This window comes from Sorangium sp. So ce1153 (assembly GCF_051521595.1).
Lineage (GTDB): Bacteria > Myxococcota_A > Polyangia > Polyangiales > Polyangiaceae > Sorangium.
Genome location: NZ_CP150361.1, coordinates 2,142,749 through 2,168,369, shown reverse-complemented (window position 1 = coordinate 2,168,369; position 25,621 = coordinate 2,142,749). Strand labels below are relative to the sequence as shown.

Here is a 25,621-nt window from a genome sequence, read left to right as displayed (position 1 = left end):
GACACGTTCGAGAGCAGTCGTTCAGCCCTTCAGCGAAGAGGCGAGCTGGCGGGCGTAGGCTCTCTTGGCCGACGAAGCGCTCGCGCCTGCGACGCGAGGACCTGCGCGAGCGGAGGCAACGACGTCGCGACATGCTGCACGCGCTCGTTGCCGAGCTCAATCCCTTTCAGGGCACGCGCTCGCGTCGTGCGGACGAACGCCAGCTGCGTGAACGGACCGGCGAGGAGATCCTCGATCGCCGACATCGCGCGGTCGGGCTCGATGAGCGCGAAGCCGGCCTCGTCGAGCCAGTTCTGCAGGGCGTCCGGGATCGGACCGCCGCCCCAATAGCCCCAGTTCATGATCTTGACCGGGCGCGCCCATTCCTTCGACAGGCGCCGCGCGAACGCGTCGTTGAACACGCTCCCCGCCGCGTAGTTGCTCTGCCGCGGGCTCCTCTCGAACGACTCGATCGACGAGTAGAACAGCACGAAGTCGAGCGGCTCCTCCGCGAACACCCGGGCCATGCCCGCGCTCACGTCGGCCTTCGCGCCGAGCCCCGCCGCGAACCGCTGCTCGTCCATGTGCGCCACGTCGCTCCCCGACATCACCAGCGTCGAGTGGATCAGCCCGTGGATCGCGCCGTGCCGCGCCTTGATCTGTCGATACGCGCGCGCCAGCGCCTCGACGTCGGCGGCATCCGCACTCACGTACATCGGCGCCGGCCCCAGGCGCCCGAGCCGGTCGAGCTTCGCCTCGATGTCGGCGTCCAGCGCGCGCCGTCCGATCCAGACCATCCGCGCTCCGTAGGTGCGGATCAGATACTCGCTGAGGGCTTCTCCCAGCCGGCCGGCCCCCCCGAGGACGACGTAGACCCCGCCGCGCCGGAAGCGCGACGGAACGTCTTGCTGCGCGCGTTCACAGGGGAGCCACTGCTCTCGATACCACTCTCCTCCGCGATGCGCCCACGCGTTGCCGCGGTGGTCGGCGGGCATGGTCAGGATCTCGTCGAGCGGCCACGCTCCTTCCTCGGAGACGTCCACCATCCGGATCCGCCAGCGCGGCTGCTCCTTGGCCACGGAGCCTACCAGCCCGTGCACGGCGGCCTGCTCGGGATCGCCCGACTCGACTCGCCCGATGCCGTGCGCCTGCCGCGTCACGACGGTGAGCCCGAGGTCCTTCTCGGCGTAGCCGGCGCGCAGGAGCCCTTGGAGCAGACGCAGGCCGCTCACGACCGCCGCGTGCGGCTCGTCCCGCTCCGCACGAGGCGCCATCCAGAAGACGTGGCTGAGCGACCCCGCAGCCGACAGACGCTCGGCGATGCCCTGGGCCGTCTCGGCCGCTGGGATGTCGAGCGCACGCCCGCTCGGATAGCGCTGCTCGAGCGCTCGACGCTCCGTCGACCCCATCCCGATCCAAACGACGGAGTCGCCCGCCTCGGGCCAGGCATGCGAGCCGGGCGCGTAGGCCGCCTCCCACCGCGGCGCGAGCATCAGCTCTCCGCTGGCGCCGTCGGCGGGTCGAGCGTCCCCACGCGCGGTGGAGCTGCGAGCGGCGTCCGACAGCACGCGGAATGCGAGCCCACGAAGGCGCGCGCACAGCGTGCCCTGGCCCGTGTAGAGGTCGACGTCGAGCTTGCGAATCGTCCCTTCGGTCGACTCCGTGCGACGGATCCAGGCCCAGGCCTGCTCCGTGCACCGCTGTAGGACCGTGAGCGAGTCCAGGGCGAAGAGCAGCGTCGGCTTCGGCGTTTCCTTCGCGTCGTCGGGCTCGCTCAGGACGGCGCCGATCGACGCCTGGATCGCTGCGTCCATCAAGCTCGGGTGCAGGACGTAGTCGCCCGCCGCCCTTGCCAAGGGCTCCGGCAGCCGCAGCTTCGCGAGCGCCTCGCCCTCGCCTGCGTACACGCAGTCGATCGCGCGGAACGAGGTGCCATAGGCGATCCCGAGCGCGTCGAACAGCTCGTAGCACTGCGCCCCCGGAATCCGCCGTGAGCAGCGCGCCTCCAGCGCGCTCACGTCGGTCACGGACGCGACGCTCGTCGGCTCGATCGCCACACGGCCCCGCGCGTAGACGTTCCGCTCTCCCTCACCCTCGCCGGAGTAGATCGAGTACTCGAGCTCCCCCGCCTCTCGCGGGTAGAGAGCGAGGTGAACGGTCAGCGCTTCATCACCGATCGCGATCGGCTGCAGCCAGGCCGCGTCGCGGATCACGATCGAGCGCTCGGCCGGTGCGTCGACCGACCGCTCTGCCGCTGTCAGCGCCATCTCCAGAGCGGCGACGCCAGGCAAGATCCGTCGCCCCTGAACGACGTGATCCGCGAAGAAGAACTCCCCGCCCGTGAACGTCGAGCTGAAGCGCTGCCCGGAGAGCCGCGAGGTGTTGGCGTGCAACAAGGGATGCAACGCGGCCCCGGTCACCGCACCTCGATCCTTTCGCGCCGGCGTTTCGATCCAGTATCGCTCTGCCGAGAACGGATACGCCGGTAGCGAGATACGTCCCGGCGTGGAGTCGTAGAGCGAGCTCCAGGAGAACGAGAAGCCCTTGACCCAGAGCTCCAGCAGCCTGGAGTACTTCCCGCGCGCCACCCACTTGCGGATGGCTTCCTGGATATCTTCGTCTGCCGTGAACGCCGCGAGCGCCTCGCGCTGCTGCTTCGCGTGCCCCACGTAGCAGTCCGGGATCTCCCCGCTCGCGGCCTTGCCTTCCACGAAGCCGGTCAACTTCGCGCGCAGCTCGTCGAGGGTGACGGCGGTGAACGCGAGCCGAACCTCTAGCGCGTCACGCCCTGTCTGCAACGTGTACGCGATGCGCCCGAGGTCTCCTTCGGCGTACGCGTCGCTGCGCAAACCATCGAGCAGCTGCTTCGCTCGCGCCTGGAGGCGCTCCTCGGTCCTCGCCGACAGGACGATCAGGGCCGGGCGCTCGGACGTGACCGCGACGCTCGCCGGCTCGGAGGCGCCTTCGGCGCTGTACTCCGCCACGATCAGATGGGCGTTCGAGCCGCCAGCGCCGAACGAGGAGATGCCCGCGGTCCGGGGGTGCTCGCTCTGCACCCCTTCGACCTCGATTGTCGGACGCTTCCACTCCTCGCAGGTCTGCTGGACGCGGAACGGCGTGCGCGTGAAGTCGATGTGCGGATTGAGGACCTCCGCGTGCAAGCTCGGCGCGAGCGTCCGGTGCTGCATCTGCAGCAGCACCTTCGTGAGAGCGGCGATGCCGGCCGCGCTCTCGAGGTGCCCGATGTTCGATTTCGCCGAGCCGATCGCGCAGAACTGCGTGTCGTTCGTGAAGGGCGCGAACGCCTGTGTCAGTCCGCTGATCTCGATCGGATCGCCCAGGCTCGTCCCGGTCCCGTGCGCTTCGATGTAGCTGATCGCGCGCGGGTTCACGCGCGACTGCTCGAGCGCGCGCGCGATGACCTGCGCCTGCGCGGCGGGGTTCGGCACCGTGTAGCCGTTCGTCTTCCCTCCGTGATTGACTCTCGTGGCCTTGATCACGCCGTAGATGTGGTCGCGATCGGCCACGGCGCGCTCCAGGCGCTTCAGCAGTACGGCGCCGACGCCCTCGCCAGGCACGTACCCGTCTCCTCCCTGCCCGAAGCTCTTGCATCGCCCGTCGGTCGAGACGAACTGCCCCTGCGCCAGCATCAGGTACTTGTTCGGGTGGACGGAGACGTTGACGCCGCCGGCGATCGCCACCTCGCACTCACCGCGCTGGAGCGACTCGCACGCGAGGTGAATCGCCGTCAGCGAGCTCGAGCACATCGTGTCCACTGCCATGCTGGGGCCGTGGAAATTGCAGAAATACGACACCCGGTTCGCGATCGAAGCGGGGCTCCCGGGGAGGGCGTACGGCTGCCCCACGATCTGCGCCTGGGCCCCGTACAGCTGGTACTCCTCGTACATCACGCCGACGAACACGCCGACGTCGCCCGCGCGATCCGGGCCGCGGCCGCGCACCAGCGCTTCCCGCGTGTAGCCCGCGTCCTCGAGCGTCTGGTACACGCATTGAAGGAACAAGCGCTCCTGCGGGTCGATGTACGTCGCTTCCTGCGGTGAGATGTTGAAGAAGAGCGGATCGAACTCATCGACGCCGTCGATGAATCCACCCCACTTGCTGTACGTCTTGCCGAGCTTTCCCTTCTGGGGATCGTAGTGCTCGCCGTGGTCCCAGCGCGCCGCGGGGATCTCGGTGATGCAGTCCTTGCCCGCCTTCAGGTTCGCCCAGTACTCCTGCACGTTCCTCGCCTGCGGATACCGCCCCGCGACGCCGATGATCGCGATGTCGAGCGCCGCGGTCTCTCGCGCGCGAGACGGCCGCAGCGCCGGGCTCGACGCGCGCTCGCGAGGGGGTTTCGCGGTCGCGAGCGGGAGCGCCTTCGACGCCTCGGCCCGCCGGATCGGGGTGGAGCTCGCCGCGACGGGCCTGGTCGACGTCAGCTTCGATCGCAGCGCGTCGCCGTGGCTCGCGAGGAAGTGCTCCGCGAGCGCGTCGATGTTCCGGTACTGGAACATCAATGTCCTGGGGAGCGGTCCGAAGCTCGCTTCAAGCTCGCTGACCATCCGGAGCGCCAGGATCGAGTCGAAGCCGTACTGCTCGAGGTCCGCAGCGGGATCGATCCGATCCAGCGGCATCTTGAGGGCGGTGGCCAGGAGGCGCTTCAGGTAGAGAACCGCACCTTGACGCAGGTCGGCGCCCTCCCACGCGGCCTCGACGACGATCGGCTCGGCGGCCCTCGCGACCGGCGCCTCCTCCGCCTCGAGCTGCCCGGCCACGACGACGACCTGCGGCTCGCCCGTGCGCCATGCGCGATAGAACGCCTCGATGCCCGCTGCAGAGCTGAGCGGCACGAGGCCCCGGCGACGCATCGCCTCGAGGGTGGCTTCGCCTGCGCTCATCGCGCCTTCGGCCCAGAGCGGCCAGCTGATCGACAACGTGCGACCTCGGCGGCGGCCCTGTTTCACCAGCTCGTTGCGATGGGCCGCGAACCGATCGAGAAACGCGTTGGCCGTCGCATAGTCGCTCTGCCCAACGTTGCCGGTCGCGCCGGCTCCCGAGGAGAACAGCACGAGGAAATCCAGCGCGCTGTCGCGCGTGGCCCGATCCAGGTTCACGGCCCCGAGGACCTTCGGCCCGAGGACAGCTCGGAGCTCCTCCGCTGTCTTCTTGATCAGGAAGCTATCCCTGATCAGCCCCGCGCTGTGAATTACGCCGTCGAGGCGCCCGTACTGCGCTCGGATCCAGTCGACGCAGCTCTGCGCTGCCGCCGCGTTCGCCACGTCGACGGCGCGGTACCGCACCTGCGTCCCGCGGCCCTCCTGCGCGAGCTCGCGGATCTGCTCGTCCAGCTCGCTCGATGGCGACGAACGCCCCACGAGGACGAGCCGGGCATCGTCCACGCGGCTCGCGATCTCCTTCGCAAACAGCCGTCCGAGCGCCCCGGCGCCGCCGGTGATCAGGTACACGCCGCCGGTCTTCCACGGCAGGGTCGTCACCGCGCTGCGGCTCTCGGGGACGGGCTTCAGGCTCAGGATCTCGCGCCGGCCCGCGGCGTGACGCACCTCGGTATCGCCGGTCGCGGCTCGTCGCGCGCTCGCTGCGAGCGCCTGCTCGAGCAGCTCGGCCGGCGCCTGCGCGGGCAAGCCGATGACCTGGCCGTGGAACAGCGGATTTTCCAGCCGCGCGCTCCGGAGCAGCCCGCCGATCGCGCGCAGCGCTCCTCCCCCGCTCGCCTCGTTCACGACGACTTGCGTCAAGACAGGCCGCGAGGGGTTCGCGGCGAGCAGGCCACGCACGCGCGCGAGCAACTGCTCGCTCATCGTCATGAGCGGCTCGGCGCACCATTCATCGTCATCGTCTTCGCGCGTGCGCAGCAGGATGTCCCAGCTCACCTCGGGATGCCGCGATCGCAGCGCCGCGACCTGCTCCCGGTAGCTCTCATCGACGCACACCCATCGCTCGCCGTACGCCGGCCGCGGCTCGGCCGCCGCGTCCGCGCTCTCCCACTCCGGCCGGAAGAGCGAGATGTCGCTCTCCGCAGGCTCCGCCTCCACGACGCGTGACGTGAACCCCTTCAGCCGGACGCATACCCGACCCGACTCGTCACATACGTCGATGTCCGTGCGGGTGACATTGCCCTCGGCGGCCCCGTCGCTCGGCCGCACGCATACGATCGTCACCGCCGGCGTGCGGTCGAAGATTACCATCTTCTCGAGCGCGAACGGGAGCGACAGCCGCGACGCGGCCCCGTCAGCGCGAGCCTCGTCGCCCGCCGAGGCCAGCCCGATGGATGCCTGGAGAGCGCCGTCCAGCACGCTCGGGTGCAGGTGATATTCCGATGCTGTCTCACGGACGGAAGCAGGCATCTCCACGCGCGCCAGGACGAAGGGTTCCCCGTCGGGGCGCGCTCCCACATGCAAACGCGAAAGGCCGCGATGCGCGGGACCGAACTCGATGCCCGCCGCGGCAATTGCCTCATGGACAGCCTCTACCCCGATTGATTGCGTGGCCATCGTGGCGAGGGCCGCCAGATCCATCCGCTCCGCGGTCGTGCTCGCGGCGTCCATCAGCAGGACCCGGCCTTCGGCGTGGACGGTGACGTCCGCCTCCGACCCGTTCGATGGGCGCGTGTAGACCTCGAAGCGGATCTCCGTGTCGCCCTCCGGGTGCAGGCGCACGTGTGCGGACAGGCCTTCGCCGACGGCCAAGGGCCGCAGCCAGACCACGTCCCTCATCTCCAGGCCCGCTCCGTCGGGCACAGCGTCCCCCAGCGACTGTGTGACCGCCTCGCGCGCCATCTCCAGATACGCGACGGCGGGCAGCACCTTCTGTCCCCGTACTACGTGGTCGCGAAGGAAAGGCTCGTCGCCGCTGAAGTCGGCGCTGAAGCGCAGCCCGCCGAGGTCGGAGGTGTTTCGCTGCACCAGCGGATGCAGCACCGCGCCCGCCGTCGTCGCGGCGGACGGACCACCGGCGGTCGCTTCGACCCAGTATCGCTCTCGGACGAAAGGATACGTCGGCAGGCTCACTCGCCGGGCGTCGTCCGAGCAGTGCAGGCGTCTCCAGTCGATGTTCACGCCCTTGACCCAGAGCTCGAGCACCTGGCCGTACTTCCCTCGCTGGATCCACCTGTCGACCGTCTCCGCGAAGTCTTCGTCGCCCGCCAGGCTCGAGAGTGACTCTTTGTTACGCTTCGCCGCGCCGTGGTGAAGTCCGAAGGCGGCAGCCTTGCCCTCCAGGAACGCCGAGAGCCGCTCGCGCAGCTGTGCGACGCTGACGGCCGTGAACGCCAGCCGGTGCTCCATCGCGTCTCGCCCGAGCTGCAAGGTATGGGCGATATCCGTGAGATCGCCGTCCGTGTAAGGGCGATCCGCGACCTCTCTCAGCAGCTGCCGCGCTTGCTCCCGGAGCCGATCGTCGTCTCGCGCCGACAGCACGATCAGCGCCGGACGCTCCTCGGCGGGCGCGCGTGACGCTTCCCTCGCGGGCGCGACATACTGCTCGAGCACCACGTGCGCGTTCGCTCCGCCGACTCCGAAGCTGCTCACCCCTGCTCGACGCGGCGCCGCGCGGCCCTCGCGATCCCGAAGCTCGGGCCAGTCGCGCGTCTCGCGGACGAGGTAGAATGGGCTCCCCTCGAGCCGGATGTAGGGATTGGGCTCTTTCAGATGAACGTTGCCCGGTATCTCGCCGTACCGGAGCATCATCAGAACCTTGATGACCCCGGCGATACCGGCGGCGGCCTCGAGGTGCCCGATGTTCGTCTTCAGCGAGCCGACGCCACAATGCGGTTCGGCGGCGGCCTCGCTCCCGCGAGCGGCATACAGCTGTGCGAACGCGCCCTTGAGGCCATTGAGCTCCACCGGATCGCCCAACGCCGTACCCGTACCGTGCGCCTCGATGTACCCGACGGTGCGCACATCGACGCCGGCGTCGTCGTACGCCGCGACGATGAGCTGCTGCTGAGCTAGAGGGTTCGGAGCGGTCGGCGACGTCGCCTTGCCGCCGTGATTCTCCGCGCTCCCGCGGATCAGGCCGTAGACGTGGTCTCCATCTGCCTCGGCGCGCGCGAGCGGCTTGAGGAAGAGGGCGGCGACACCTTCGCCGCGGCCGTAGCCGTCCGCGCTGCGGTCGAAGCTCTTGCAGCGGCCGTCCTCGCTGAGCATGCCGGCCTGGCTGGCGCCCAGCGTGATCTCCGGGCTGGCGATCACGTTGACGCCGCCCACGAGCGCCGCGTCGCACTCTCCCGACCGGAGGCAACGGACCGCGCGATGGATGGCCACGAGCGAGCTCGAGCAGGCCGTGTCGATCGGCTCGCTCGGGCCATGCAGGTTCAGCACGTACGAGACGCGGTTCGCGACCATGAAGTGGAACAGGCCCTGGATCGCGCCCGTCCCATGAGATCGCTCGAGCAGGCTCTTGTAATCCAGCGTGGAGATTCCGATGAAGACGCCGATCCTGCTGCCGGAGAGGCTGCTCGGTGCGTGGCCCGCGTCCTCGATGCAAGCCCAGACGGCCTCGAGGAGGAGCCGATGTTGCGGATCCATCGCCTCCGCCTGGGCCGGAGAGATCCCGAAGAACAGCGGATCGAAGCAGTCGACGTCTGCCATGAATCCGGCCGACGTCACGCGGGTCTTCCCGGGATCTGTCCTCGGGTCACCGTAAAGCTCGCGCCAGTCCCATCGATCGGCCGGCACCTCGCGGATCAGATCGCGGTTCTGAGCTACGTTCTCCCAGAGCTCACGCACGCTGGCCGAGCCCGGGAATCGCCCGCTCATGCCGACGACCGCGATCGGCTCTCGCTCGGCGTGCGCCGGCTCGCGTGCCCGAGCGGCCGCCTCGCCGCGGCTCTCGGCGAGGGAATCACGCCTGTCGAGCTGCTCGTCACCCGCGTTCCGCGGCGCTCGCGCGGGCGCGGGTCGGCGGGTTCCCCATTTCGCCCGCAGCTGCCGCTCGTGATGCTCGACCAGGTACTCGCCGAGGAGCTCGATCGTCGAGCGCTCGAAGAACACCGTCGGCATCAGCTCGAGCCCGTAGTGCTTGTTCAAATGGTTCGTGAACTCCGTGAACATGATGGAGTCGAAGCCGAACCGCGAGAACTCCAGCCGAGGATCGATCGAGCGCACGTCGAGCTTCAAGAGCGTGCTCGCCGCGGCGACCAGCTCTTGAACGACGCGATCCAGCGCGGGCCGGTCTTGCGCGCGCTCGGCGGGAGCCGCAGCAACGGACCGCGGCGCCGGCGCGCTCGGCGTCGCCGGACGGGTCGGAGCGCGCAGCAGCATGGCTCGCACCTTCTCGGGCTCTCCGGGCGCGACCAGGACCTGGGTGTGCTTCTCGACGAGCGCCGCGACGAGCGCCTGGAGCCCGGCTCGCGTATCGAGTCCACGCAAGCCCAGGACGCGCTCGTTCAGCTCCTGCGTCGCGGAGCCGACGTGCATCCCCCCTTCGCGCCAGAGCGGCCAGTTCATCGAGAGCGTGTGGCCGCTGCGTTCGCCACGAGCGACGCGCTCGTTGCGATGGTGCGCGAACTCATCGAGGAAGGAGTTGGCGCCGGCGTAATCCCCCTGGCCCGGATTCCCGCCGGAGGACAGCGACGAGAACAGCACGAGGAAATCCAGCGCGACGTCCCGCGTCGCGTCGTCGAGCGCCAGCACCCCGGCCACCTTCGGTGCCAGGACGGCTCGCGCGTCCTCGACGGTCTTGTCGACGAGGTACGCGTCCCGCGTCACGCCCGCGCAGTGGATGATCCCCGACAGCCGGCCCCAACGCTGCTGGATGCCCTCGACGAGCTCACGGACCTGCCTTCGATGGGAGACGTCGCAGACACGATGGTGCGCGTCGATGCCCTGCTCTCGCAAGGCGTCGAGCGCGTCCCGAGCGCTCCCCTGCGGCTCGGAGCGCCCGCTGAGCACGATGGTCACGCCCGGCGTCGCCCCGAAGTGACGGGCGAGGATCCTGCCCAGGCCGCCCAGGCCGCCGGTGATCCACACGACGCTTCCGGCCCGCACCGCCTCGGCAGCGCCACGATGGACGTCGAGCGTGAGCTCGCGGAGGCTCCGGGCCTCGCGAGCGCCGTTTCGATACCGGATCTCGACCTCGTCGCTCGCCCCGTCGAGCTCCGCGCGAAGTCGGTCGAGCAACGCCTCCCGCGTGGCGCTCCCGGGCGCATGGCGGACGACTTTGCAGAGCAGATTCGAGCATTCCATCCGCGCGGTCTTCAAGAGCCCGGCGAACGCGCCGTGCACGTACGCGTCTGCGCTGTCCTCGACGAGCACGCAGAACGGCTGAACGCGCCGCGGCGTGCCCTGGATGCGGCGCTTCACGAGCTCCAGGACGCGAAGGAAGTTCGCTTCGATATCCGCGGCTCGGTCCGAGCCGATCGCGCGGAGCTCCTCCACCGTCGCGCCGGTCCACCGCGCCTTGAGCGCGCCAGCGAGCTCGACGTCCGGCGTCGCGAGGACGAACACCGGCGGCTCGCGGACGGCGGCCGCGTCCGCCTGCGCCGGCAGGGCGCGCGTCTCCCAGCTCGGCGCAGCGTAGACGATCTGCTCGGCCCCGCTCCGCGGACGCGCGACGTCGGCGGCCACCGCGGTGAACCCTCGAAGCGCGACCGCGCATCGACCGCTCTCGTCCACGATATCGAGGTCGTACTTCCGGACCTTCTCCCCGCGGCTGTCGGCGCTCTCCCGGACGTACACGTAAGCGACGTCCGGCGTGCGCGAATGGATCCACACCTGCTCGAGCGCGTAGGGAAAGCGGAGTTGCGAGGGCCGCCCGTCCTGGATCATCCCGAGCGCGATCGCCGCGGTCACCGCGCCGTGCATGACGCTCGGATGGAGAACGCAGCCGACGTTCGCCTCTCCCAGGCCGGCAGGCAACGTCAGCCGGGCCAGGCCTTCGCGGTCGTCATGCGACAGCCACTCGATCGGCCGCATGCTCGGGCCGTGGGCTGCGCCGATGATCCGGTCGCACTCGACCCCGTCGAGCTTCTTCGTGCACCGCGCTCGCAGCGCATCGAGATCCACGCGAGGAGCCTCGGAGCCCCGGTCGAAGAGCACCGTGCCTTGCGCGAAGACCTTGGTCGGCGTGAGCGCGTCGCCCGCGATGACCTTGAACGTCGTTGCATCGGGCTCCGCCGAGAGCGCGATCTGCAAGGTGCGGGCGCCCGCCGAGACCCTCAGCACGTCCAGCCACACCACGTTCTTGATCGCCGAGACTGACCTTCCGCGCGACATGGCGGCGGAGGCGCGCGCCATTTCGAGATGGACCACTCCGGGGAGCAGCTGGTCGTGGTCACGGAGGAAGAACTCGTCTCCCGAGAGCTGCCCGACGAACGACTCACCTTCTGCCGTGGCTGCGCTCCGTCGCAGCACGGGAAGCGCCGGGCTCTCGGGCGCTCCTTCCAGCGAGCGGAACGTGAAGTTCCGCATGCGGACGCAGACCTTGCCCGCCTCATCGCAGATGTCGACGTCGAGCCTTCGAAGGTCGCGGGTGGCGCCCGTCGCGCTCGCCTGCACACGCACGATCGCCTTCGAGGGGCTGCGGTCGAGGATCTCCAGTATCTCCAGGGCGAACGGCAGGAGCGGTCGAACGGAGGCATGCTCGCCTCCCAGATCGGTCTCGGCGAGCGCAATGCCGATCGACGCTTGCAGCGCGCCGTCGAGGACGCTCGGGTGCAGGACGTACGACCGTGAGCCCTTGGCGACGCAGTCGGGCAGAGTGACCTCCGCCAGCACGCAGCGTCGACCTTCGACGTCGACGCCCACGTGCATCGACGTCACGCTGCGATGCGCCGGGCCCAGGGCCACGCCGCTGGAGTCCCCCAGCGCGTAGAACCGCTCGATCGGTACGAGCCGCGTGCACGTCGCCCGCAGCGCCTCCACGTCGATGGAGGCCGAGGTGCGCTCGTCCGTCAACACGGCCCGGCCTTGGACGTGAACCACGGTCTCTGCGTCCACGGGGGAGACCGTGGAAATTTCAAAATCGATCTCCGCGTCGCCCGCGGCGCGCAAGCGGACATGAACCTCTTCGGGCGCGCTCACGACGAGAGGCCGCCTCCAGACGACGCCCTTCAGGTGCAGGCGTGCCGAGCCCTGGTGCTCCGTCTCGCGCCAGACCATCACCGCCGCGCGCGCCATCTCCAGGTAGACCACGCCCGGGACCACGGGCTTGCCCTGGACCCGATGGTCTCGCAGGAAGAACTCGTCGCCGCTCAGCGTCGTCGAGAAACGCTGCTGCCCCAGAGTGGACGTGTTCCGCTGAGCCAGCGGGTGCAGCGCGGTCGAGGGGGAAGTGAACCACCGGTGTGACGCGTCGCCGCCGGCGACCTCCACCCAGTATCGCTCTCGGGCGAAGGGGTACGCAGGCAGCGCGATCCGCCGGGGCGGACGCCCGCCGTACTGAAGGGACCAGTCGAGCGAATACCCCTGACAATAGAGCTCGGCGATCGCCGCGAGCGACGTCCGGCAACGGTTCGGGTCGTGGCGCTCCGAGGCGAGCCTTTCGAGCCGCTCGTGGGCATCCTGGACGAGCGCCGGCTGCGCCGCGAAGCCACGGGCAACGAAGCCCCGCGCGACGGCGGGGTGCTCCCCGCCTGCCGCGACGCGCTCGAGCGAGGCGATCGCCTCCTCGCGGTCCGCGGCCACGACCGCCGACCGATGCTCGAAGTGCGGCCGGTACGCGAGCAGCGTGTACGAGAGCGCGGAGAGCGCCTGGCCATCCCACGCTCGCCGCTCGTCCAGCAGCAGGTCGACGAGGTCGCGCGCGCGCCGCTGCAACGCCGCCTCGGTCTTCGCCGACAGCGCGAGCAGGTGATACGGCGCACCGGTCTCTCGCGGGCGCTCGTCGGGTCGCGGCTCGTAGCTCTCGAGCACCATGTGCGCGTTCGTCCCGCTCATTCCGAAAGCGCTGATCGCCGCGCACCGGGGCAACGGAGCGCCATCGGCGTCGCGCCGGGCCGGCCACTCCTTCAGCGTCGTGTTGACGAAGAACGGGCTGTTCGTGAAATCGATGTGCGCGTTGCCCTCGCGATAGTGGAGCGACGGCGGGATCTTCCGGTGCTTGAACGACAGCAGGATCTTGAAGAGGCCAGCCATCCCGGACGCCGCGAGCGCGTGGCCCAGGTTCGTCTTGATGGAACCGATCGCGCAGTACTGCTTCTTGTCCGTGTGCTCACGGAACGCCCGCGTCAACGCGGAAAACTCGATCGGATCGCCGAGCACCGTGCCCGTCCCGTGCGCCTCGACCATCTCGATGCGCGCCGGATCGACGCCGAACGTCTCGTACACGCGCCGCTCCAAACGCTCCTGGGACCTCGCGCTTGGCGCCGTGATCCCGTTCGTGGCGCCGTCCTGGTTGATGCCCGAAGCCCGGATCACGCCATGGATGCGATCGTCGTCTGCGATCGCGTCTTCGAGCCGCTTCAGGACCACCGCGCCCGCCCCCTCGCCCGGCACGAAGCCGTCCGCGCGAGCATCGAATGTGTGGCAACGCCCGGTCGGCGACAGCATGCCCGCCGCAGCCGGCCCCCCGTACGAATCTGGCATGCAGCCGAGCGACACTCCGCCCGCCAGAGCGATGTCGGTCTCGCGCCCCCACAGCGCCTGGCACGCGAGGTGCGCTGCCACGAGCGAGCTCGAGCACGCCGTGTCGACCGCGATCGCCGGACCTTGCAGATCCAGGTAGTACGATACGCGCGCGGGCAACACGGAGTTCGCGTTGCCCCACATGGCCTGCGCTGGCGCCGATCCGCCGAAGAGATATTTGTAATCCCCCGGCTCGCAGCCCACGTACACGCCGCAGAGACGGCCCTCGAGGTTCACCCCGGCGTACCCCGCGTCCTCCAGCGCCTTCCACGCCTCTTCGAGGAAGATCCTCTGCTTGGGATCCATGTAGGTCGCTTCGACCCCGGAGATGTTGAAGAAGAGCGGATCGAACTCGTCGATACCCTGCAGGAAGCTGCCGTACGGATACGCGGCGTTCGCGGCGGTCTCGATCAGATCGTCGCCGCGGGCCAGGTGCTCCCAGAGCTCCTCCAGGTCACGAGACCGGGCGAACCGTCCCGAGACGCCGATGATCGCGATCGGCCCCTTGCCGCCCGCGGGCGCCAGTCGGGCGCCGGCGACCGGAGCCTCAGCGGCGACCGGAGCCCCCGCGGCGACCGGAGCCTCCGCAGCGACCGGTTCGGCGGTGTCAGCCGACGGAGGAGCCGCCAGGACCTCGCGATAACGAGACACGATGTGGTCCGCCAGCTGCGAGAGCGAGCTGTAATCGAAGATGACCGTCGTCTCGAGTTCGATCGAGAGCGACTCGTTGACGGCTTTCACGAACTTGATTCCGATGATGGAATCCATCCCGTAGTCCGCGAGCGCCACGTCGAAGTCCACTTCGCCCGCCTCGAGCTGCAGCGATTCGCAGACGCGCTCGAGCAACCGCTGCTGCACGCGCGCCCTGAGCGCCTGCTCGGTGACGGCCCCTCCGGGCGAGCTTGCTCGCGCCCGTGGCGCTGCCGTCGCCGGGCGCTTAGGCTCCGCCCCGGCGAGGCGCTCCGGGCGCGCCGGCGCGCCGGCTCCGGTCGAGGGCGCTCCGGTGAGCCGATCGCGATACCGGGACAGGATATGCCCGGCGAGCTGGGAGAGCGAGCTGTAGTCGAAGATGACCGTCGTCTCGAGGTCGATGGACAGCGACTCGTTCACCGCCTTCACGAACTTGATTCCGATGATGGAATCCATTCCGTAGTCGGCCAGCGCCACGTCGAAGTCCACTTCGCTGTCCTCGAGCTGCAGCGACTCGCAGACACGCTCGAGCAATCGCTGCTGGACGTGCGCCAGGAGCGCCTGCTCGTCCACGCTGGAGGCCGCCGGCTCGGGCTCGGTCACCCGCGCCTGCGCCGATCCCCGGGGCTTCCCTCGCGGCCCGACCGGCTGTCGCACGACGCCGTCGCTCTGCGCGACGATCACCTGGTGGCCGGACGCGTGGTCGGCCTCCGCCGGAAAGCACACGTCGCCGAACCCCTCGGCCTCGAGGACCTTGCGCCACGTCTGCGGCAACAGCGCAGGCGTCCCCGGCACCCGGAGCTCGTCGTCCTCGAAGAGCCACCAGCCCTTCGTCAGCCCGAACGTGAGGTGCGTGAAGAGATCGCTCTTCGTGTTGCTCATCTCGTTGAGGAAGATGAGGCCGTTCCGCCGCAAGAGCACCTTCGTGTTCCGCAGCGTCGTCCGGATGCTGCGCGTCGCGTGCAGCACGTTTGTGGCGATCACGACGTCGTACGTCCCGCCTCCGAACCCCTGCTCCTCGGGCGGATTCTCGATGTTGAGCAACCGACACTTCAGGTACGGCGCCCGAGCGCGGTATCGCTGCTCGGCGTGGAGGAGGAACGCCTTCGAGATGTCCGTGTAGCAATACTCTTCGATGGAGCGCGTATGCGGCTTCAGCCTGTCGAAGACGATCGCGCTCGTCCCGCCGGTCCCGGCGCCGATCTCCAGGATGCGGATCGGCTCCACGTCGCCGCCAGCCTCGCGCGCTCTCTCGAGCTGATCCTCGACGTACGCCAGGACGCCTTCGGCGACCACGGCGTTGAAGTGATCGACGTACGTGCTCCCTCGATAGACGTCTCCGACGTGCTCCATCGATGCGTCCGCGAAGAGCACGTCCGTGGCCAGCCGCTTGCCGACCAGGATGTCGGGGAGCGCGCTCACCATCGCGTCGAGCAGCTTCACCTGCGCGTGCAGCTCGGGATCCTTCAGCTGCTCCGATTTCGCTGCCTCCCAGGCCTCCCAGGCCGCTCCGGCGTCCGGCGCGTCGACGACCGTGTAGCCGCCGCCTTCGCCTCGAAGGTGACCGTGGCGCACCAGCACGCGCACGCTCTCTTCGAGCCAGCGCCCGTAGAGAGGCTGGAGGCGCCTCTTCTGCTCTTCCAGGGACAAGGTCGCGTCAGCGAGCAGACCCAGGCGGCGAAGCTGAACGAAGATCAGCTGCGCCAGCGCCTTTTCCATTCGCAGCGCGCCCCGGTCGGCGTCGGTGCTCGAAGTCGTCATCAGACGCTCCTCAGTTGCGTCATTCGCGCCTTCATCCGTTCCATGTTCGTGGCGGGCCGCTCACGGTGCACGGTCAGCACGCTCTTCCGGTCCATGCCCTCGATGACCAGCGGCTTGGTCAGTTTGATGAAGCCCATCTGATCGAGCGGTCCGGCGATCAGGCTGTCCAGCGCGGGCATCGCCTCCTCGACCGTGATCGCGCCGATCCCCATGCGCTTCATCCGGGCGAACTCGTCCAGGCCGTCGTTGGCCGGGTTGTCCCAGTACCCCCAGTTCATCACCTTGATGGCCGCCGCGACGGGCTCCGCTCGGCGCGACAGGGCATGGGCGAACGCGTCGGCGAACGCGCAGCCCGCCGCGTACGCGCTCTGCCGAGGGTTCCTGATGAAGGAGATCAGGGACGAGAAGAACAGCACGAGCGGCAATCGTCCGTCGCCGAACACCTGCAGCGCGCGCACGCTGGCGTCCACCTTCGCCCGCAGGTCCTGTGTGAACTGCGGTTCATCCATCTCCGTCAACAGGCGAGGCTGGAGCTGGGCCGAGGACAGGACGAGCCCGTCGATCTGCGGATGGGAGCGCTTGATCTGCGCGTGCGCGCGCTCGAGCGACTCCCGGTCGGCCGCGTCCGCCGAGATGTACTCCGGCGCCGGGCCGAACGTGGCCACGCGATCGATCTTGGCCTGGATCGCCGCGTCCTTCTCACGTCGGCCGAGCCAGATCACCTTCGCCTGGTACCGGCGGACGACCCACTCGCTAAAGGCGGCGCCCACGTAGCCGGCGCCGCCGATCACCACGTAGACGCCTCCTCGCCGGTACGCGCTGCTCGCGGCTGCGTCGACCGGCTGGGCATCGACGAGCTGAGCGCGATGCCACTGTCCGCCGCGGCGAGCCCAGCACCGCGCGCGCTGATCCGGCGGCACCTCGAACCACCGGCTCGTCTTCCAGTCCGCGTCGCCCTCGAAGTCGAGCAGCCGGACGCTCCAGCCCGGGTATTCCTTGGCCATCGCGCCGATCAAGCCGTGAATGCCCGCGTGGCTCGGTTCCACCTCGCCCGTCCGATGCACCGCCTGCGTTCGGTACGTCACGACCGTCCAGGCGAGCGCGGACGCTGCGTGGCCGGACGCGAGCAGCGCCTTGATGATCCGGAATCCGTGGAGCACGCCGCGCTGCTGGGCATCGACGAGCGCGTCGGGCTCCGTCATCGGCGCGCGAGGCGCGATCCAGAGGACGTGCTCGATCGCCCGCATCATCTTCAGTCGATCGGCGATCGCGGACGGATGGTCGTCCGGCGCGATGTCGGAGAACACCGCTCGCGGATGGCGAGCACGGATGGCCTCCCTTTCGCCCTCGTCGCCACCGATGACCAGCGTCCCCTCGCCTTCGCCGGCGAAGGCCCGAGGAGGCGCTTCCTCCAAGGCCTCGACCGGCTCCCAGACCCGGACCAATCGACGCAACCCGACGAGCGGGCTGCCCGCTCGCGGCGCGTCGCTCCTGTCGCTGCTCGTCGCTTGCTGCGTGACCGTCACGGCCGCGGGCGTGCGCGGCGTCGGCTGGATCCAGTACCGCCTCCTGGCGAACGGGTACGTCGGAACCCGCACGCGCGTTGGTCGAACGTCGCCGTACAGCTTCTGCCAGTCGAGCTGATATCCCTGGCAGTACACGTCCGCGAGCGCCGCGAGGGATTCCCGGTAGGCCTGCTGATCGCCGCCCTGCGCAGGCAGCGTCGCCAGCAGATTCTGGACGTAGCGCTTCAGGGCCGGCTGCTCGACGAACTCCTTCGCCACCTTTCCACGCAGGAGCGCCGCGTGGGTTTCGCCGCTGCTCGCCCTCTCCAGCACGGCGATCGCCTGTGCCCGATCGGCGATCACGACGGCGCACCGGTGATGGAAGTGCTGCCGGTGGTTCAGGAGCGTGTAGCTCAGCGAGGCCAAGGCCGGAGCGTCCCACGCCGATGTTCCATTCTTCAGGAGGTCGACCAGATCGCGCGTGCGCTGCAGCAGCGCCTCTTCCGTCTTGGCCGACAACGCCAGCAGGAAGTACGGCGCGGTCGGCGATCGCGACGCAAGAGCCTCCGGCGCGTCATCGCCTTCCACCACCATGTGCGCGTTCGTCCCGCTCAAGCCGAACGCGCTCACCGCGCCGAGCCGCGGTCGGTCGGGCCGCTTCCGCCACGCCTTGTTTCGCGTGTTCACGAAGAACGGGCTCCGGCTCCAATCGACGTAATCGCTCAGCTGCTCGCAGTGCAGGCTCGCCGGGATCGTCTCGTGGCGCAGCGCCTGCACCAGACTGACGAGGCTCACCAGCCCCGACGCCGCGAACGTGTGGCCCACGTTCGTCTTCGTCGACGTCAGCGCGCAGAACGCCTCCTCGTGCCGGACCCCCTTGAATGCGTCCGTGAGCGCGCTGATCTCGACCGGGTCTCCGAGCCGCGTCCCCGTCCCGTGCGTGACGATGTATTCGATGGCGGCCGGATCGATCCCCGCCCGCCGGTGGACGCCCTCGATCAGCTCCGTTTGAGCCGTGCCGCTCGGGGCCGTGATTCCGTTCGTCTTTCCGTCGTAGTTGATGCCGCTGCCACGGATGACCGCGTAGATCGGATCGCCGTCCGCGCGAGCCTGCGACAGCCGCCTGAGGACGACGGCCACCACCGCCTCGCCGGCCACGATGCCGTTCGCGCGCCGATCGAACGCGTAGCACTTGCCGTCCGGCGAGAGCATGCCGGCCTGGCTCATCCCGACGTAGTTGTACGGTGTCGCCACCAGGTTCACGCCCGCGGCGATCGCCACGTCGCATTCTCGTGCTCGCAGGCTCATGCACGCCTGGTGCGCCGCGACCAGCCCCGACGAGCAGGCGGTGTTCAGCGCGAGGACGGGCCCCCGCAGGTTCAGGAAATACGACAGTCGCGCGGCGAGGATCCCCTCGTGGCTCGACGCGATCGTGCCCTCGACGCCGTCGTCGGAGAGCAGGTCCTGATAATCGCCCTGCTCCACACCCACGAACACTCCGATGATGTCGCGACCGAGCTGCGCGGCTGCGTAGCCCGCGTCCTCCAGCGCGCGATACGCTTCTTGCAGCAAGAGTCGTTGCCGGGGATCCATCGACAGCGCTTCACGCGGCGAGATCTCGAAGAACAGCGGGTCGAACTCGTCGGCGCCGGGCATGACGCCCATCCACTTGCTGTTCGTCTTCGTCGGCACGGGAGAGCCGCTCACCGGCTCGTAGATCGCGCTCCAGTCGAAGCGATCGAGCGGGATCTCCTCGACCACCTCCCGGCCGGACGCCAAGATGTCCCACAGCTCCTCGACCGTACGTGCGCCCGGAAAGCGGCCGCTCATGCCGACAATCGCGATCGGCTCTGGGCCGTCCGTCGCGCGCGCCGCGGCCGGGGACGGCGGCGGCGCGGGCTCCGGTGTCACGCTGGGGACGACGGTCGTCGCCGGAGCCGGCGTACCCGCTCGGTCATCTCCGCTCTCCCCGTAGAAGCGGCGCAGGTGCTCGCCGTACGTGCCGACGAGGTGCTCGCTCAGCTTCGCCAGGCTGTTCTGGCTGAAGAAGACCGCAGGAGTGATATCGAGCGCGTAGTGCTGCGACAGTCGCCCCGCGAACTCCGCGAGCTTGATCGAGTCGAGCCCGAACTCGGCGAGGTTGCCGTGGGTGTCCAGCTTCTCGCGCGGCAGCTCGACCGCGGCGCTGAGCAGGTCCCGCAGCTCCCAGAGCGCGCACTCCTCGAGGCTCAGGCCGAGGAGCTCCGGACGCGATCTCGGGGCCCGGGCGGCGACCGGCGCCGGCTGCGGAGATCCGTGCGCGCGCGCGTCGATCGCCGGCGCAGGCGCGGCCGGTCGGTTCGCCTCGCCGCCGCCGTAGACCCCTCGAAGAACCTCGCCGTAAGCGCTGACCAGGTGTTCGGCCAGCGTGGAGAGATTGTTGTGGCTGAAGAAGATCGCCGGAGTGATCTCCACGCCGTATTTCCTGGACAGCCTCGTCGCGAAGTCCGCCAGCCGGATCGAATCGAACCCGAACTCCGCCAGGTTGCTCCCCGCGTCCAGCCTCTCTCGCGGGACCCCCAGCATCTCGCTCGAGATCTCGCGCAGCTCCCAGAGCACGCAATCCTCGACGGTCAAGCCCACGAGCTCGGGACGTCGCTGGTCGGGCCTGGGCGCGGCCGGCTCCGAGCGCTCGCTCTCACCGGCGGGCGGCGTCAGTCCCAACATGCGATGCACGCGGCTCTTCCGGCCGGAAAGGACCACCGCATGGTTCGGCCCGCCGCCCCAGTATTGCGCGAGGACCTGCTCGAAGACCTCGACGCCGTCCGCGGCGCGCAACGCCTCCTGCCCGGTCGACTTCAGGTACAGCTGCGTCGCTTCCCCGTCGCCGAACCGCATTCCGCCGTCGGCCCAGAGCGGCCAGCACAGCGCCACCGCCCTGCCGGATACGTACTTCGCGTGCGCCAGCTCGAAACGGCTCCCGACGGCGTAATCGCAGGAGCCCACGTCGCCGAGGACGGCGGAGACCGACGAGAAGTGGCAGAGGAAGTCCGGCGACAGAGCCCCGCACACGTCGTGCAGCGCCAGGGTGCCGGCGACCTTCGCCGCAAGCACCTCCTCGAAGCGGCGGACATCCTTGCTCAGGACGTTGTCGCCCGTAGCGACGCCAGCCGCGTGGATGACGCCACGCAGACGCCCGAACCGTTCCTGCCCTTCGTCCAGCGCCGCGCGGAGCTGTTCCCGATCCGCGACGTCCGTGGCAATGTAGACGGCCTCCCCGCCGAGCGCACGGAGCGCCTGGATCCGTTCCTCTTTCGCCGCATCCATGGGTGAACGGCCGACGAGGATCAGGTGCGCCGCGTAACGTTCGGCCAGGTGCCTCGCGAAGAGGTAACCGAGCCCTCCCAGACCCCCCGTGATCAAGTAGGTACCGCCCGCGCGGAGCGGCGGCTCCTCCATCGGCGCGCTCTCGATCGGCGTCACGCGCAGGACGTGCCGCCGCTGCCCGACGTAGAGCGCGCTCTCGATCCTCTCGCCGTGAAGCTCGTCCCAGAGCCGGTTCGCCCAGCGCATGAGCGGATCGCGAGCGTCGGATTGCGCGGCATCGTTCGCGCCGTCGACGTACTTCTGCTCATGGATGACGGCGAGTCGGACGCGCGGAAGCACGTGCTTCAGCGAGCGCTCGTAGCCGATCCAGGACTCGGCGTGGCACCGCTCGACCGGCGATGCACACTCGGCCGCGAGCAACACGGTCGCTTCGCGGACGCGCGCGCTCGCCAGACCCTGGATCAGCTGGACGATCGGCGCGTGATCGTCCAGGCGGCCCGTGGGTTCGAGCGCCCAGGAGCACCACACCGCGTCGATCCGGCCCCGCAGGTCGACGACGCGGCGGAAGCTCTCGGCGAGCGTGGACGCCGCGCCGGCGCCATCGGCGCTCGCGGGCAGCTCGACGACCTCGCCCTGCACGCCGGGATCCCGCGCGCGGAGCGCCGCGAGCAGCTGCTCGCCATGCTGCCGGTCCCGCGAGATCACGACCAGGCTGCAGGACGCCGCCGCGCTCGCGGCGCGCCGCTCGAGGGGGCTCGGCTGCCACTCCTCGGAGAAGAGGAAGCGCTCGACGCCTTCCTCTCGTTCGGCGCCGCCGACCGGCGACGAGGGCTGCTGAGCAGGCCTTTGCCCTTCGTCGTGGGGCTGGACGCCGCCGCGGCTCGCGACGCCGTGAGGACGCCCCGCCTCGCGATCCGCCGCCGGCGCCGCCGCTCTCGGCGCTGCCACCCAGTACCGCTCCTTCGCGAATGGATACCCCGGAAGCGGAACACGCCGCGGAGGATGAGCGCCGTAGAGCGCCCGCCAGTCGAGCGAGTAGCCTTGGCAATGGAGATCGGCGAGCGCCGCGAGGGCTTGCTGGTATCGTTCGGGGTCCTGCTCCAGCGTGGCGAGCTTCCCGAGCAGTCCGTCCGCCACCTCCCGCAGCATGGGTTGCTCGACGAACTCGCGAGCGACCCTGCCTTCGCGGAGCCGTATCGAACGAAGGCCGCCGCGGTTGCTGGTGTTGAGCCACTCCCTCAGGGCAGAGGCGAGGTCGGGCAACTCACGGGCAACGCACGCGAGCCGATGCTCGAAGTGCTTGCGCCCGACCAGCAGCGTGTAGCTCACGCTGCCGCCGTCGAGCGTCGGGCTCTCCTCGCAGTGACGCAGCAGCCGCTCGGCTTGCTCTCTGAGCTGCTCGGCGGTACGCGCCGAGAGCACGACGAGATAGGCGGGCAGCTCGCGATGCGTGCGCGCGATGGGCGGAGCCTCCTCGAGGACCATGTGAGCGTTCGTGCCGCTCATGCCAAACGAGCTCACGGCCGCGCAGCGGCGACGACCGGGCGGCGTCTCCCACGGCCTGAGGCTCGTGTTCACATAGAAAGGACTGTCGTCGAAATCGATGTGGGAGTTGCCCCGCTCGAAGTGGAGGGACGGCGGGATGCGTCGATGCTGCAGGGCGAGGACGCACTTGATCGCGCCAGCCAGGCCCGCTGCCGCCGTCGTGTGGCCGATGTTCGTCTTGATCGAGCCGATCGCGCAGAAGCGCTTCTTGGCGGTGAACTTCCGGAACGCCCTCGTGAGCGCCTGGTATTCGATGGGATCGCCGAGCTTCGTTCCGGTGCCGTGCGCTTCCACCATCTCGATCTCTTCGGGGTGGATCCCGAAGGTCTCGTACACCTCACGTTCCAGGCGCTCCTGTGACAGCGCGCTCGGTGCGGTGATGCCGTTGGTCGCTCCGTCCTGGTTGATGGCGGAGCCGCGGATCACCGCGTACACGTGGTCGCCGTCGGTGATGGCGTCGCTCAGGCGCTTCAGCACCACCGCGCCGACGCCTTCCCCCGGAACGAAGCCGTCGGCGCGATCGTCGAACGTGTGGCAATGTCCCCGCGGCGAGAGCATCCCCGTGACGGACGCCAGCACGTAGAAGCTCGGCGTGCACTGGACGTAGACGCCGCCGGCCAGCGCCAGGTCGATCTCGCCGCCACGCAACGCCTGGCAGGCCAGGTGCATTGTCACCAGCGAGCTGGAGCACGCCGCGTCGATGGTCATCGCCGGTCCCTTCAGGTCGAGGAAGTAGGCGATGCGCGCCGACAGAATGGACGACGCGCTGCCCAGCATCGCGTCCGGACGAGGCGGCAGGCCCATGAAGAGCTGCGGATAGTCTCCCCCGTTGAACCCCACGTACACGCCACATCGGCGGCCCTCGATGCTCGGGCCCGCATAGCCGGCGTCCTCCAGCGCCCTCCAGCTCTCCTGGAGGAACAGGCGCTGCTGCGGATCCATGTACGTCGCTTCGACGCCGGAGATGTTGAAGAACAGGGGATCGAATGCGTCGATATCCCCGAGGAATCCTCCGCGCTGGCAGCCGTTCTCGATGTTCGCGGCGGCGTACTCGCGCGCGAGATCCCAGCGCGTGACCGGCTCGGTGAGATCCGCGCCTTCCGCGAGATGCTTCCAGAGCTCCTGCACGCTATCCGCACGCGCGAACCGGGCGCTCATGCCGACGATGGCGATCGGCTCTCGCCCGGAGGAGGGTGCGGACGTGCCTGCGCTGCTGGGCGGACGCGCAGGCGTCGGCACCGGGCTGAACGGCGCGGGCGGACTCACCGCCGCGCGCGTCGGCGGCAGCGGCTGCGCCTCGGGCGCGGCCCCGCCGCGGGAGGGCGCAGCCGCGAGGACATCGCCGAACGTCGTCACGATGTGCGCCGCGAGCTTGTCGATGGTCGGATGGTCGAACACGCTCGTGCTGGTGAGCTTGATCGAGAGCGCCGCGTTGACCGCCTCCGTCGTACGCACGCCCATGATCGAGTCGAGCCCGTAATCCGCGAAGGACCGGCCCGGGTCGATCGCGTCTCGATCCATCTTCAACGTGGCGCTCAGCTGCTCGAGCAGCGTGCGCCGCACATGGTCGTGCAGCGCCTTCTCTTCGACCCCCGCGGAGCGCTCCGCGGGCCTCGCTGTCGCCTCGGACGCGAGCTCCGCGGCCGCCCTCGCGTCCGGCGCGCCGTTCATGGCGCTCGCTCGCTCCGGATCGCTCGGCCGCCGTACGAGCTGCGCCGTGACGACGTCGCGATACTCCGCCAAGATGTGCGCCGCGAGCTTCCTGATGCTCGGGTGGTCGAACATGCTCGTGCTGGTCAGGTTGATCGACAGCGCCTTGTTGATCCCCTCCGTCGTGCGGACGCCCATGATCGAATCGAGCCCGTAATCGGCAAAGGACCGATCCGCATCGAGCGCGGCGCGCTCCATTCGTAAGGTGTCGCTCAGCTGCTCGAGCAGCGTCCGCTCGATGTGCGCGCGAGCCGCGTCCTCTCCCGCCGCGTCGCCACGGCTCGGGGGAACGGCGATGCCGCCCGCTCGCACCGGGCGTGGCGCGCCCTCCCCACCGCCGGGCGCGGTCTCTTTTGCGTCCGTCGCCGCTGCCGACCAGGTCCGACGCAAGGGCTGACGGATGACGCCGTCGCTCTGCGCCGCGATGATCTGTTGGCCTTCCCCCTGAGCGACGCAGATGATCGAGTGGAAGCCCTCCGCGCGCAGCGCTCGCCGCCAGCCATCGAACGTCAGGGCTGGAGTCCCGGACAGGCGCAGCGCCTCGTCCTCGTAGTTCCACCAGCGGTCCAGGAGCCCGAACGTGAGGTGCGCGAAGAGGCTGCGACCGCTGAGCTCATTCAGCACCAGAACGCCGTTGCCTTGCAGTGCCGCCTTCGCGTTTCGCAGGCTCACGCGAACGTTCTTCGTCGCGTGCAGCACGTTCGCAGCGATGATCACGTCGTAGCGGCCAGCGGCAATACCCTGGTCGGCGAGCGGCCGCTCGACGTCGAAGATCGCGGTCTTCAGACAGGGATGGCGCCGTGCGTAATGGTCCTGGGCATGCACCAGGAAGGCTCGTGACACGTCCGTGAAGCAGTATTCCTCGACGGCCCCCGCGCACGGCTCGAGACGCGCGAGCACTCCCTCGCTCGTGCCGCCAGTGCCCGCTCCGATCTCCAGGATGCGGACGCGCGCTCCAGGCTCCACACGGAGTCGTGCGTTCACGAACGCCTCGACGACGTCGGCCACCGTCGCGTTCAACGCGTCCGCCGCCCGATCGCCGTAAACGCCTTCCACAAGGTGCATCGAGCCATCCGGAAAGAGAACGTCCGTGGCGCGCTGCCGTCCCGTGAGGACCTCCGGCAGCGCCCGCAGCATGACGTCCAGCAGCCGTACTCGAGGATCGCTCAGCGCCTCGCGCGTATGGGCCTCCCAATTCGCCCACACGTCCGCGCCGTCCTCCAGCGCGGGGTCGGTCACGGTCCAGCGGCCCTCCACGGCCGCCACGACGCCGTCCTCCTGCAATGCCCGCAGGCTCTCATCGATCCAGCGGTCGCGAGGCCGGGGGAGCGCGAAGCGCTCTTTCCAGGATTCCAGAGATGGAGCGGCGAACAACCCGAGCGATCGCAGCTGCGCGCACAACACTCCGCTCATGAGCCGGTGGAGCGTGCGCTCTGCTCGTTCGTCGATGAACCGGGCGCCGTGTGAAGCCGATGTGCCGTTGATGGTCGTCATGCTTCAATTCCCGGAGGCTGAAAGATTGCGCGCCTCTGTGAGCGG

General features: G+C 69.4%; 2 protein-coding genes. Both read right to left on the bottom strand.

Features of this window, described 5'->3' with window-relative positions; genetic code table 11:
• Positions 1-29: 29 nt before the first annotated feature.
• Complete coding sequence (locus WME85_RS07470) at positions 30-16,016, bottom strand: SDR family NAD(P)-dependent oxidoreductase (protein ID WP_437836519.1); 15,987 nt, start codon at positions 16,014-16,016, stop codon at positions 30-32.
• Positions 16,016-25,576, bottom strand: coding sequence for an SDR family NAD(P)-dependent oxidoreductase (locus WME85_RS07465; protein ID WP_437836517.1), 9,561 nt, complete (start codon positions 25,574-25,576; stop codon positions 16,016-16,018). The genes WME85_RS07470 and WME85_RS07465 overlap by 1 nt, the downstream gene beginning before the upstream one ends.
• Positions 25,577-25,621: the final 45 nt, after the last annotated feature.